The 12214-nt window shown below is 48.2% G+C and carries 13 protein-coding genes, 1 pseudogene and 1 riboswitch; of the genes and pseudogenes, 2 read left to right on the top strand and 12 right to left on the bottom strand.

Features of this window, described 5'->3' with window-relative positions:
* Positions 1-110 precede the first annotated feature (110 nt).
* Both HW560_RS34420 and HW560_RS33855 read left to right on the top strand, forming a co-directional pair.
* A pseudogene (locus HW560_RS34420) lies at positions 111-548 on the top strand (Na/Pi symporter); the annotation flags it as partial.
* A gap of 174 nt (positions 549-722) precedes the next feature.
* Positions 723-806: riboswitch (Fluoride riboswitch) on the bottom strand.
* Positions 780-1112: a Na/Pi symporter gene (locus tag HW560_RS33855; protein ID WP_256222181.1), complete on the top strand. Its 333-nt coding sequence runs from the start codon at positions 780-782 to the stop codon at positions 1110-1112. Its footprint overlaps the riboswitch before it by 27 nt.
* A gap of 59 nt (positions 1113-1171) precedes the next feature.
* Here HW560_RS33855 and HW560_RS14915 read toward each other — a convergent pair whose 3' ends face one another.
* From HW560_RS14915 to hrcA, 12 genes are all read right to left on the bottom strand, one after another.
* Positions 1172-1606 carry an NUDIX hydrolase gene (locus tag HW560_RS14915; protein WP_090901655.1) on the bottom strand — a complete coding sequence of 145 codons (435 nt, stop codon included), beginning with the start codon at positions 1604-1606 and terminating at the stop codon, positions 1172-1174.
* A gap of 110 nt (positions 1607-1716) precedes the next feature.
* A complete protein-coding gene (gene mtaB / locus HW560_RS14910; RefSeq protein WP_090901658.1) occupies positions 1717-3063 on the bottom strand; it encodes a tRNA (N(6)-L-threonylcarbamoyladenosine(37)-C(2))-methylthiotransferase MtaB in 1347 nt (448 codons plus the stop codon).
* Positions 3064-3065: 2 nt separating this feature from the next.
* Positions 3066-3830, bottom strand: coding sequence for a 16S rRNA (uracil(1498)-N(3))-methyltransferase (locus HW560_RS14905; RefSeq protein ID WP_063567294.1), 765 nt, complete (start codon positions 3828-3830; stop codon positions 3066-3068).
* A gap of 138 nt (positions 3831-3968) precedes the next feature.
* The gene (locus HW560_RS14900) at positions 3969-4646 is read right to left on the bottom strand and encodes a site-2 protease family protein (protein WP_090901661.1); all 678 of its coding nucleotides are present in this window, start codon (positions 4644-4646) and stop codon (positions 3969-3971) included.
* A gap of 3 nt (positions 4647-4649) precedes the next feature.
* Complete coding sequence (gene prmA, locus HW560_RS14895) at positions 4650-5615, bottom strand: 50S ribosomal protein L11 methyltransferase (RefSeq protein ID WP_090901664.1); 966 nt, start codon at positions 5613-5615, stop codon at positions 4650-4652.
* A 162-nt stretch (positions 5616-5777) separates the two neighbouring features.
* Complete coding sequence (locus tag HW560_RS14890; RefSeq protein WP_090901667.1) at positions 5778-6170, bottom strand: hypothetical protein; 393 nt, start codon at positions 6168-6170, stop codon at positions 5778-5780.
* Positions 6163-6342 carry a YfhD family protein gene (locus HW560_RS14885; protein ID WP_024628492.1) on the bottom strand — a complete coding sequence of 60 codons (180 nt, stop codon included), beginning with the start codon at positions 6340-6342 and terminating at the stop codon, positions 6163-6165. The genes HW560_RS14890 and HW560_RS14885 overlap by 8 nt, the downstream gene beginning before the upstream one ends.
* A gap of 270 nt (positions 6343-6612) precedes the next feature.
* The gene (locus HW560_RS14880; RefSeq protein ID WP_179263717.1) at positions 6613-6981 is read right to left on the bottom strand and encodes a hypothetical protein; all 369 of its coding nucleotides are present in this window, start codon (positions 6979-6981) and stop codon (positions 6613-6615) included.
* 150 nt (positions 6982-7131) lie between these two features.
* A complete protein-coding gene (gene dnaJ, locus HW560_RS14875) occupies positions 7132-8253 on the bottom strand; it encodes a molecular chaperone DnaJ (protein ID WP_090901669.1) in 1122 nt (373 codons plus the stop codon).
* 129 nt (positions 8254-8382) lie between these two features.
* Positions 8383-10227, bottom strand: a complete 1845-nt coding sequence (gene dnaK / locus HW560_RS14870; RefSeq protein ID WP_179263715.1) for a molecular chaperone DnaK — start codon at positions 10225-10227, stop codon at positions 8383-8385.
* A 157-nt stretch (positions 10228-10384) separates the two neighbouring features.
* Positions 10385-10960 carry a nucleotide exchange factor GrpE gene (gene grpE / locus HW560_RS14865; protein WP_090901672.1) on the bottom strand — a complete coding sequence of 192 codons (576 nt, stop codon included), beginning with the start codon at positions 10958-10960 and terminating at the stop codon, positions 10385-10387.
* Positions 10961-11012: 52 nt separating this feature from the next.
* The gene (hrcA, locus tag HW560_RS14860) at positions 11013-12044 is read right to left on the bottom strand and encodes a heat-inducible transcriptional repressor HrcA (protein WP_090901675.1); all 1032 of its coding nucleotides are present in this window, start codon (positions 12042-12044) and stop codon (positions 11013-11015) included.
* Between the last annotated feature and the right edge of the window lie 170 nt (positions 12045-12214).

Here is a 12214-nt window from a genome sequence, read left to right as displayed (position 1 = left end):
TCGGTCTTTCAAACGCTGTTAACTTCAGAATTCCGTTAGCCTGTCATGGTTGTCCTTATTTACTCATAGGATGAGAATAAGGATATGCACGGAAGGAATGATGTTAACTCATGTTCAGAGATGTTGTGCTGCCCTTACTATACGGGCTTCTTATCTTTTTTGGCGGGATGAAGCTGATGGAAACAGCCTTACAGCGGATGGCCGGGCCCATGTTGGCTGGATGGCTGGGCCGTGCTACCTCTGCTCCCTGGAAAGGCATGGCTTTCAGTGCGGGCGCTACAGCCCTGCTGCAAAGCAGTACCGCCGTCACCGTGCTCACCATTGGACTCGCGAACGCCAGATTAATTAGCTACGGACGCACACTTGGCATTATTCTCGGCACCAACATCGGGACGTGCCTGACCACCGAGCTGGTCGGACTGCAGATCGGACGGGTTTCCCTGCCTCTGCTTGCCTTGTCACTTACAGGCTGGGCCGTCTTAGTTGTGCTTGGTGAACGAAATCAGCTCGCTCCTGAACGCACACGCCGGACGCTGTCTACCATGCAATACAGCTTTCTCGCTTCAGCCGGATTTGCCCTCGTTATGACAGGCATTCAAGTGATGCAATCCATTGCCGTACCCCTGCGAAGGTTGGGCGTATTCCAGTGGTTTCTGGATCGCTCAGCCGACAGCTTGTGGTGGGGCTTTCTGGCAGGTGCCTGCCTGACGGCGCTCATTCATAGCAGCGCAGCCGTCATCAGCATGGCGATTACGCTTGCAGCCACAGGCGTACTGCCTGTGGAGATCGGCATCGCCATTGTGATCGGGTCGAACGTAGGGACCTGTATCACCGCCGTGATTGCTGCCGCTGGCGGAGCATCCGCAGGCAAATTTGTCGCAGCCTCCCATGTCGTACTAAACATTGCGGGAGCGCTGCTATTTATGCCGCTGATCGGCCAGCTGCATGCAGCTTCGGCCTGGCTGTCAGCGGATAACGGGGCGCAGATTGCGCACGCCCAGACCCTTTTTAACGTCACCAGTTCACTGCTTGCCTTGCCGTTCTGTTACTTGCCGATTTGGCACAAAAAACCACCGGTCTCCACCCCAGTGGCGAAGTCACCCATGGCCTGATGTTCGAAACTCTCTCACTCTCGACAAAAAGTAGCGATACGTCACTCAATAGAAAACAGCTATACGTTAATGCCTAATTTGTTCAGTGCCACTCGTAAAATGTCATCGTTATTATCGTATCCGCTATGCTGCTGTCTGGACCAAGCTTCTTCCGGAGCGTACCAATCTACACCTTTGATTTCTTCAATCTGAGGCTGCAGATCGCCGCTTTCCGCTTCAACGAGATAATAATGAACTTCCTTGTCCACCGGACCAAACTCAGCATGCTGATACGTATAAGCAATGATATCGACGGGTTCTACAATTCGGCCGACCATGCCTGTCTCTTCCAGAATCTCACGCAGTGCGGTTTGTTCTACCGTTTCTCCAGCTTCCATTTTGCCCTTGGCGAGAGTCGTTTTGCCGTAGCGATCTACAATCAGTTGAATTTGGAGCTTTCCGTCTTCTCCCGTGCGGTAGACGACTCCGCCTGCCGAAATTTCTTTTTTATTCATGCTGCTCTCCCCCATTACGGAATTGACTTCATCTTTTTTGGAAAAAGAAGGACCTCATCTCCACGGGTACGCTCCCCAAGGAAATGAAATCCTTGTTCCTAACGCCTCGATTACATCGCTGCGGACTTGAGATTTTCCTCCAACACACGAACCAACGTAGCCTGGCTTTCATTCACACCCGCTTCGGTCACTTTGACACGGCATACCTTGCCGACCATATCCAGGGAACCATCAAAGACCAACTGAATGTAGTTGTCACTGTAACCGTGCAGTTTACCACTGCCTTCACGGCCCTTGGCTTCACCTTCAGGAATGACATCCAGTACTTGGCCCACAAATTGCTTGGCGTATGCCAGCTGCATTTGCTCGGATAGCTCAATCAGTTCATGCACGCGCGCATTTTTGACTTCCTCATCCACCTGATCCTCCATACGTGCTGCCGGTGTTCCAGTTCGTTTGGAATAGGGGAAAACGTGCATTTCGGAAAATCCGATTTTCTTCATCAGTTCATAGCCATTACGGAACATCTCATCCGTCTCACCCGGGAACCCTACAATAACGTCGGTTGTAATTGCTACATCCGGCATTGCTTCCCGAATGCGAAGCATTTTATTGTAAAACTCTTCGGTCGTATATTTACGGCGCATACGTTTCAATACGGTATCATCGCCTGCTTGCAGCGGAATGTGGAAGTGGCGCACAAGTTTGTCTGAACGTTTAATCACATCCAGCATCCGATCATCAATCTGACTGGCTTCAATCGAACTGATTCTAATACGTTCCAGGCCCTCTACTTTATCCAAGTCCCATAGCAGATCCGTCAGATCATAATTCTCCATGTCATCTCCGTACCCACCGGTATGTATGCCTGTCAGGACAATTTCCTTGTACCCGGCGTGTACGAGTTGATGAGCCTGTTGGATGATGCTGTTTGCTTCCCGGCTGCGGGAAAGTCCACGCGACCACGGAATAATGCAGAACGTACAGAAGTTGTTGCAGCCATCTTGGATTTTCAGAAATGCACGGGTACGATCGGCAAAATCCGGTACGTCCATCTCTTCAAACACCCGCGTTTTCATGATGTTACGCACAGCATTGACGGGTTGACGTGATTCCTGAATTTCATTGACATATGGCAAAATTTTGTCCCGGTCCTGTGTACCGATAACCAGATCCACACCAGGGATGTCCAGAATTTCTGCCGGTGAAGTTTGCGCATAACAGCCTGTAACGGCTACAATCGCATCCGGGTTGCGCCGAATGGCACGACGGATAATCTGGCGGCTCTTTTTGTCGCCGGTATTGGTTACTGTACAAGTATTAATCAAGTATACATCCGCTGTCTGTTCGTCAAAGTCTACCTGATCGTATCCTTCATTTTTGAACAATTGCCAAATCGCCTCTGTATCATAAAAATTAACTTTGCAGCCTAAGGTGTAAAACGCCACGGATGGCATAATTACATTCCCCCCATTTCTCCGGATTCATATAAGACACAAGTTAGCGCCGCCATTCCGGCTGTCTCGGCCCGCAAGATGCGTTTGCCCAGTCCAACGGATACAGCACCCGCCTGATCGGCTTCAATCGTTTCCCTCTCCGAGAATCCGCCCTCAGGTCCAACAACGATCAACACTTCAGCGCTCGCACCAGGTGCAAGCTGCTCCACAAACGGCTTCAATGCGTCTCTTAACTGCTTGCCGTTTTCCTTTTCATAACAATAACATACCAGACTGTAGCCCTCAAAAGAAGATAGCAGCCCTTTCCAGGAAAGTGGCTGCTCAACGGATGGAATGCGGTTCCGATGGCTTTGCTCAGCAGCTTCCTTGGCGATTTTACGCCACCGCTCCAACCGTTTGCCTTCTTTCTTGGCATCATATTGCACAATCGTACGCTCAGACAGGAAAGGAACAAATGAAACCGCTCCGATCTCTGTACATCTTTGGATGACCGTCTCCATCTTATCGCCTTTTGGCAAGCTTTGAGCCACGGTTACACGTATACGCGCTTCATGGTCCATTTCGAGGGGCTCCACAATATTCGCTGTTACTTGCTGGGCTTCGATGCTTTCAATCTCCACCAAAGCTTCTTTGGAGTTTCCGTCACTGACAATCAGTTTATCTCCAGGTTTACCACGCATCACTTTGCCGATATGGCGCGCATCATCACCCGTGATGACCACGGAATGTTCATTAAACTGTTCTGCAGATACAAAATAACGCTGCATTCGTCTATCCACCCATTCTGTCCTGTTATGACTGGAATTCACCCCGCCTGATGGCAGGCATGAATCCAATCGCCACAGATGATCATACAACTTTTATGTCTATCTGACCAGTATTTCAGTCCCATACACCATACGTTTCTAACGATATAAACCGATGATTATCCTTGCCAGATCCACATACATATTCTGGGCAAATTGATATAGAGGTTGAATCGTCGCATTTTGCAATGGTGGAATAACAAGGATCAACAGGAAAATAAATATGGACCATTGCTCCACCCCTTGCAGTTTGCGGCTGATTGAAGGCGGCAGAATATCCTCCAGAATTCGATATCCGTCCAATGGAGGCAACGGAATAAGATTAAAGAGAAAAAGGAAAAAGTTCGTCAAGTTAAATATGGAGAAAAACATGGAGATTGCCGTAAGCAACCGTTCATTCTCAATGCCACCCAATGCCCCCGAACCAACCAGGGACGCATAGATGATCGTACCGATGATCGCGAGCAGCAGATTGCTTAGTGGCCCTGCTGCAGAGACGATAACACCCATCAATCTTGGTTTGTCAAAGTTCGCCCGATTCACTGGAACAGGTCGTGCCCAACCGAATCCAGCAATAACGAGCAATAGCACCCCAAACAAGTCAAAGTGTACGACTGGATTGAGAGTAACCCGGCCCAGCAGCTTGGCCGTCGGATCACCGAATTTGTTGGCAAAATACGCATGAGAAAATTCATGGACCGTAAAAGCAATCAGGATGGTCAGCAGGAAGAACGGCAGCTGATCCAGCGGATAACGAAAGAACGAGTTTAAGTCCATCGGTTACCTCTTTCTCGCCACAAACGCGATCCAGTCCTCATCGCGATGCACCGAACTGATTTCGAAGCCGGAAGCAACGAGCGCATCATGGACAAGCTGCTCTTTATTTTTCCAAATGCCTGAAGTAATATAAACGCCGCCAGACTCAAGCGCATGATAGACATCATCCACAAACAGCATAATAATTTCGGCCAAAATGTTGGCAACGATAACTTTCACCGGGAGCTTCACACCCAGCGCAGGGTCCTGACTGCCCAGAACAGACAACAGATCACTCTCTTTCACCGTAATTTGTTGTCCCAGCCCGTTCAGTTCCACATTTTCTTTAGCACTTGCCACCGCAACCGGATCGAGGTCCAGCGCCAGCACATGTTTTGCACCGAGAAGGACAGCTCCTATGGCCAAGATGCCAGAACCTGTACCTACGTCAATCACTTCCTCGCCACCCTGAATGACTGATTCCAGTGTACGCAGACAAAGCGAGGTGGTTGGATGTGTTCCCGTACCAAACGCCATGCCTGGATCGAGCTCAATAATTTTCTCATTCGGGCTTTCCGGCGTATACTCTTCCCATGTCGGTTTAATGGTTAGACGTTCCGAGACACGTACTGGCTTGAAATATTGTTTCCAGGCGTTCGCCCAGTCATTTTCGTCCACTGTTCGCGTCTCAAAACGAACCTCACCCGTTTGGATATCGAATTCGGAAAGTTGCTCGATGCGTGGACTTACTTCAGCTTGCAATGCATCCATGTCCGTACCTTCAGAGAAGTATCCTTTAATGACTGCAAAGCCTTCAGGAATATCATTCAAAGGAAACTCGTATAACTCCCCATACGTCGTATCCCGTTTTTTATTTAAAGTACCGGACTCTTCAATCGAGACCCCTCCAGCACCCGCTTCATGTAAAAAATTCGAAATCATCTCCACAGCTTCTTCTGTGGTATGTATTGTTAGTTCATGCCATAACATACTTCGTTTTTCCTCCTCATTTTTCAAACATCCCAACCATTGTACTACACAAGCGAGCAGGAGTACAAAACCGCGGCAGTAAAAGAAACAGCAAAAACAGGATACCCGCAGCCTGACTGCTCGAATACCCTGTTTTCATTATGACTACACTCGATTAACTTGTTAGCAAAAGCGTCCACCGTTCTGCGTAATCATCTCTGCAGCTTGCGGGAGAGAGTCACTGGATACGGATACGGTCAGCAAGATTTCTTGCTTGGGCTTGCCTTCAGAGCCAGCATCCGGATCGTCATAGACTTGTCCACCCGACAACACCTCGGTCTCATCGCTAATGAGAGAAAGGACATTCAGCTCACCACTGAATCCCCCAATCAGAGCCGTGGCCGAGTTATCCGTGCCCTCAGGTGCTCCCGATTCCACTGAAGACGATGAGTTATTCAAACTCTCAATACTCAATTGGTTTGGGTGCAGCAATTCCAGCGCTCTGCGTGCAGATTCAGCCTCGGACCAACTCGTAAATACCGCTTCGATAATTACTGCAGAGCGATCATCAGTCATGAATCTCCCGACCCTGACGACGATCGGCGGCTTCGCTTCGGCGCAAAGCCTCTATATCTTCATGATCTGCAGCTTCGGCACTGAATTCCACGTCCTCATTTTTGGCGGACTGCATTCGCTTCATCTTTTCCGTTTTCGTCAAAATCTTGCCTGGACGTTCATGTTCTGCCATCGTTATGCTCCTCCTTCAAAATAGGTATCTATATAAAATGAACTAATACTTGTTACACTATACCACTCCGATTGTAGTACCATCCTCCGATCGCTGTTATCCCCAGATTTCTTCATCTCCTTTCTTAAAGGGAGAAATCCGGTGATAGCGTATGCTTCCGAAGTAGCTTTCTTACGAAAGCTTTCAGGCGAACGCTTCGCTTCTTCAGATTGGTTCTACACTCTCCGTTAAAGTGTAATTCTCTGTCCATCTTATATAGATTTGGTGAAACTAGATCATACCGCCGGCTTGTTCGATAATGGATAGAGCGCGATGATGCACTGCCTCGTCAACAACAACGGTCAGTAATACATCTCTGCCTGTCGGACCCTCTTGTCCGCCATCGCTCATACCGCTCGCAGAAGGATCTGCTGCCGCCATGATTCCCGCGCTGGCATTTGTGCCTAGAGCTCCTGGTACCCAGGAAGAAAAGCTGCCGGATACGCCTGGTGTAAAGGATGCTCCACTTGGCCCGACACCCGCATAACGACTGAATCGATTGATAGACAGGTCTTCCACTCGCAATGCCTCCAGTTTTTTGGCTGCTCCTTCCGCTTGCTCCGGGCTATGGAAATACGCCAAAATATTTTTTTCGGTCATCCGATTCACCTGCTTCCCTAGTTTCGGCACATCAGTAAACCACTGAATGCTCATGTCTGGTATCTTTCCGCAACCGTGCCCATATTATGCAAAAAAGGACACCCTGCGGAAAAACCGCTGTGGTGTCCTTTTTAAATAAATGATTACGACTCAGTCTCCACGGAAGGCCCGTTTCACCCGGTCAAAGAAGGATTGCTCATGCTCATGAGTTTGTTCTCCATCCAGCGCAGCGATTTGGCGAAGCAGATCTTTCTGCTCGTCATTCAGCTTGCTAGGCGTAACGACAACGACTTTCACATGCTGATCCCCTTGCCCCATGCCGCGCAGGCGTGGTACGCCTTTGCCTTTGAGACGGAAGTACGTTCCTGTCTGTGTACCGGCAGGTACTTTCAGCTTGACTTTTTCGGATAGCGTTGGAATTTCAATCTCATCTCCCAATGCGGCCTGAGCGAAGGTAAGCGGAATTTCGCAATAGATATCATCGCCTTCACGCTCGAAGAAATCATGTGATTTCACACGGATGACAATATACAGATCTCCTGCTGGTCCTCCGCGGAGACCACCTTCACCTTCACCAGTCATACGCAGTTGAGCGCCGTCATCTACACCCGCTGGAATGCGAACATGAATTTTGCGTTGTTTGCGTACTTTACCGCTGCCGCTGCATGTTGTACATTTTTCCTTGATAATTTGTCCCGAACCGTTACAGTTCGAACAAGCACGACGGTTGACCATACGGCCAAACGGTGTATTTTGAACCACTTCCTGTTGACCGCTACCTTGGCAGACGGAACAGGTCTCCGGTTTGGTTCCGGGTTTCGCACCTGAGCCATGACAAGTATCACAGCCTTCGGTACGTGGAATGGTAATGTCGGTTTCCTTACCAAATACTGCTTCCTTGAACTCAATCGTCATGGTGTATTGCAGATCGTTCCCCCGTTGCGGAGCATTTGGATCACGTCGTCCACCACCACCGCCAAAGAACATATCGAAGATGTCGCCAAAGCCGCCGCCGCCAAAATCGCCACCGCCGCCGAATCCGCCCTGATTTGGATCAATATGACCGTATTGATCATACTGTGCCCGCTTCTGGCTATCACTGACCACATCATAAGCTTCTTTAACTTCCTTAAACTTGGCTTCCGCGTCAGCAGCCTTGTTTACGTCAGGGTGATACTGACGGGCAAGCTTGCGGTATGCCTTTTTGATTTCCTCGTCGCTGGCATTTTTGCCGACGCCAAGTACCTCATAATAATCACGTTTTTCAGCCACTCTTCCACCCCCATATCATTCACCTTATCGCACATCGTGACAAAAGGAAAGCCAAAGCGCGGGAGCCCCGGCTATGACTTTCCCTTCAATCCGAACGTCACCGATGTTTAATTCACTAAGAATCGTGAATTAGTTTTGTTTTTTATCTTCATCCACAACTTCGTAATCAGCGTCTACGACGTTGTCACGTTTTGCAGAACCTTGTTGCTCTTCAGCACCTTGAGCTGCTTGCTCTTGCGCTTGTGCTTGCTCATACAGTTTTACGGACAGTTGTTGAACGATCTCTGTCAGTTCTTCTGTAGCGGCTTTGATGTCTTCCAGATTGTCGGAAGCCAGAACGCCTTGCAGTTTTTCTTTTGCAGCATTCGCTTTTTCAACTTCACCAGCGTCTGCTTTTTCGCCAAGATCTTTGATCGTTTTGTCAACAGAGTAGATCAGTTGATCTGCGCTGTTTTTCGCTTCAACGAGTTCTTTGCGTTTTTTATCTTCTTCCGCATGCAACTCAGCATCTTTCATCATTTGTTCAACTTCAGCATCGCTCAGACCGCTGGAAGAAGTGATGGTGATTTTTTGAGTTTTGTTTGTACCTTTGTCTGTTGCAGATACGTTAACGATACCGTTGGCATCAATATCGAAGCTAACTTCGATTTGTGGCACGCCACGTGGAGCTGGAGGAATATCTCCCAGCATGAAGCGACCGAGGGATTTGTTACCCGCTGCCATCTCGCGCTCCCCTTGCAGAACGTGAATCTCAACGCTCGGTTGGTTGTCTGCATAAGTGGAGAATACTTGGGATTTGCTTGTAGGGATCGTGGTGTTGCGCTCGATCATCTTCGTGAATACGCCACCCGCAGTTTCAATACCCAGGGACAATGGAGTTACGTCAAGCAATACAACGTCTTTCACGTCACCTGTCAGTACGCCCGCTTGTACAGCAGCACCCAAAGCTACAACTTCATCCGGGTTAACACCTTTGTGAGGCTCTTTACCTGTCAGTTTTTTGATGGCTTCCTGTACTGCAGGAATACGTGTGGAACCACCAACCAAGACGATCTTGTCGATATCGTTAGCTGTCATTCCAGCATCGCTCAGTGCACGACGAGTTGGTTCAAGCGTACGCTCAACCAGACCAGCAGAGATTTCTTCGAATTTCGCACGGCTCAGGTTCAACTCCAAATGTTGAGGAACGCCATCAGCCACAGTAATAAACGGCAGGGAAATGGTTGTAGTCAATACGCCGGAAAGTTCTTTTTTCGCTTTTTCCGCTGCATCTTTCAAACGTTGAACCGCTGCTTTATCTTTGCTCAAGTCAATGCCTTGATCTTTTTTGAACTCACTTACAAGATAATCAATGATTACTTGGTCGAAGTCATCGCCACCCAGTTGGTTATCACCACTCGTTGCTTTAACTTCGAAGAAGCCGTCACCCAGTTCAAGGATGGATACGTCGAATGTACCGCCACCCAAGTCATATACGAGAATCGTTTGATCTTCGGATTTCTCCATACCGTAGGCCAAAGCTGCTGCTGTTGGCTCGTTGACGATACGCAGAACTTCCAGACCTGCGATTTTACCTGCATCCTTAGTTGCTTGGCGCTGGCTGTCATTGAAGTAAGCTGGTACTGTGATAACCGCTTGAGTTACCGTTTGACCCAGATACGCTTCAGCATCGGATTTCAGTTTTTGCAAGATGATTGCAGAGATCTCTTGTGGAGAGTAATCTTTGTTATCGATTGTTTCTTTGTGGGATGTACCCATATGACGTTTGATCGAGATGATTGTACGATCCGGATTTGTGATCGCTTGACGTTTAGCCGTTTCACCGACAACGCGTTCTCCATCTTTTTTGAAACCCACAACGGATGGGGTTGTACGTGCGCCTTCCGGATTTGGAATAACGACAGCCTCGCCGCCTTCCATAACCGCTACGCATGAGTTTGTTGTTCCTAAGTCAATACCGATTACTTTGCTCATCGGAAAATTTCCTCCCTCGACAATTTAAATGGATCAGATTGATCCTTATTTTGTATTTGTTGTTCCTAATCGCGCTCTATGTGTGTACTAACCTTTATATTAAACTTCGCTGGCATCGTACAATCAAGAGTGAACTCAATTCATTCTGTAATCGAAATTATGAGCTAACTTTGACCATAGCCGGACGAAGTACTTTATCCTTCAGCATATAACCTTTTTGGACTTCCTCAACAACGGTACCTTCTTCATACTCGTCGCTCTCCACTGACATGATCGCCTGGTGGAATTCAGGGTTAAACGGTTGTCCTACCGTATCCATTGACGTCAGACCTTCATTGTTCAGCACAGTCTCCAGCTGACGGAAGATCATTTCGATGCCTTTGGAGAAGGACTCGACTTCCGTACCTTCCGGTACAGTAGCCATGGCACGCTCGAAGTTATCAATGACCGGCACCAATTCGGTGACCAGCTTCATCGAAGCGTATTTCGCCAGTTCTTCTTTTTCTTTCTGTGTACGACGACGGAAGTTATCAAAATCAGCTTGCGCACGGACAAAACGTTGCTGATGTTCCTCAGCTTCCGCCTTCAAACGTGCGATCTCATCTTGCTCCTGATCTGTCATCTCTTCCGCCTGTGCTTCTGCAGCTCCGGCTTCGTTGACAGGCTCCTGCTCCGCTGCTGTAGTGGATTGCTGTTCTTGTTCTTCTGCTGCGAATGATTGCTCCTCTTTCAAGATGTTCACCTCCTTATAAGAATGAAATGCTTCTGGATTCATTCCCGTATCCTTATTTAAAGCGATGCGTTAGCATGGCCGTCAAATCACGGGATAATGTATTTAAAATATGAATGACACGTGCGTAATCCATTCGCGTAGGTCCCAAAATTCCGATGGAGCCCAAAGCCTCTCCATCCAGTGAGTAGGATGCCGTTATCAGGCTGCAATTGGCGAAGGCTTCATGATCATTCTCGGTGCCTATTCGCACCTGAATACCAGATCCACCCTGCACGGGCATCATCAATTTCATGAGTGTTGGTGTCTCATCCAGCAGGTCAAGAATATCTTTTACCTTTTCAATATCTCTAAACTCTGGCTGGGTCAACATATTGGTGGCACCACTAAGGAACAGACGATTGTCATGCTCGTTGTCAAAGGCACTGTTCAGCACCTGCATGACTTCCTCATAACGTGTAATATGCCGTTCCATCTCTTGCCCAAGCTCGGTGTAGAGACGAGATTTTAATTTGTAAATCGGCACGCCGACCAGCTTGCTGTTTAATAAACGAACTACATTCTCCATCTCCGCTACCGAAATTTCGGGTGGAATCTGAACTGTCTTGTTCTCCACCTGACCCGTGTTCGTTACGATGATGGCCACAGCCTCGTTTTCATTAAGCGGAAGCAGTTGAAAATGACGAAGTGACGTGTGAAAAACTTCCGGCCCAAGCAGGATCGAAGTATAATTTGTCATATGAGATAAAATGACTGAGGCATGTTGAATAACTTGTTCCATCACGTTCAGCTTTTCTGCGAAAAATGACTTCAGATCGTCCAGCTCTTGCGGCTCAACCTGATTCCAGGGAACCAAATGATCGACATAATATCGATAGCCTTTGTGTGAAGGAATGCGTCCTGCCGAAGTATGCGGCTGTTCCAGAAAGCCCATATCTTCGAGGTCCGCCATTTCATTACGGATCGTCGCCGGACTGTATCCAACATCTCCCCTTTTGGAAATGCTCCGGGACCCTACGGGCTCAGCTGAACGGATATAGTCATCCACTATAGCGTTCAGAATCATTCGTTGACGCTCTGTTAACATGGTGAGTATTCCCTCCTTCTGACTGTACTGTCCCATGTCGTTAGCACTCCGGTTAGATGAGTGCTAAGCGGTAATACAAAAATACCAAAATGACGTGATCATTGTCAAGTCAGTTTGATGGGTACGTTCATCTATTTATAGTATAGACCAATGTCTCCAAGACATAACAA

It is taken from the genome of Paenibacillus sp. E222 (assembly GCF_013401555.1).
GTDB lineage: Bacteria > Bacillota > Bacilli > Paenibacillales > Paenibacillaceae > Paenibacillus.
Note: the sequence above shows the minus strand (reverse complement) of the source record. Positions and strands in the feature narration are given on the sequence as shown.

Coding starts and splice junctions, on each gene's coding strand:
- HW560_RS14915 (WP_090901655.1), bottom strand. CDS start 1,606: ATGAATAAAAAAGAAATTTCGGCAGGCGGAGTCGTCTACCGCACGGGA.
- mtaB (WP_090901658.1), bottom strand. CDS start 3,063: ATGCCATCCGTGGCGTTTTACACCTTAGGCTGCAAAGTTAATTTTTAT.
- HW560_RS14905 (WP_063567294.1), bottom strand. CDS start 3,830: ATGCAGCGTTATTTTGTATCTGCAGAACAGTTTAATGAACATTCCGTG.
- HW560_RS14900 (WP_090901661.1), bottom strand. CDS start 4,646: ATGGACTTAAACTCGTTCTTTCGTTATCCGCTGGATCAGCTGCCGTTC.
- prmA (WP_090901664.1), bottom strand. CDS start 5,615: ATGTTATGGCATGAACTAACAATACATACCACAGAAGAAGCTGTGGAG.
- HW560_RS14890 (WP_090901667.1), bottom strand. CDS start 6,170: ATGACTGATGATCGCTCTGCAGTAATTATCGAAGCGGTATTTACGAGT.
- HW560_RS14885 (WP_024628492.1), bottom strand. CDS start 6,342: ATGGCAGAACATGAACGTCCAGGCAAGATTTTGACGAAAACGGAAAAG.
- HW560_RS14880 (WP_179263717.1), bottom strand. CDS start 6,981: ATGACCGAAAAAAATATTTTGGCGTATTTCCATAGCCCGGAGCAAGCG.
- dnaK (WP_179263715.1), bottom strand. CDS start 10,227: ATGAGCAAAGTAATCGGTATTGACTTAGGAACAACAAACTCATGCGTA.
- hrcA (WP_090901675.1), bottom strand. CDS start 12,044: ATGTTAACAGAGCGTCAACGAATGATTCTGAACGCTATAGTGGATGAC.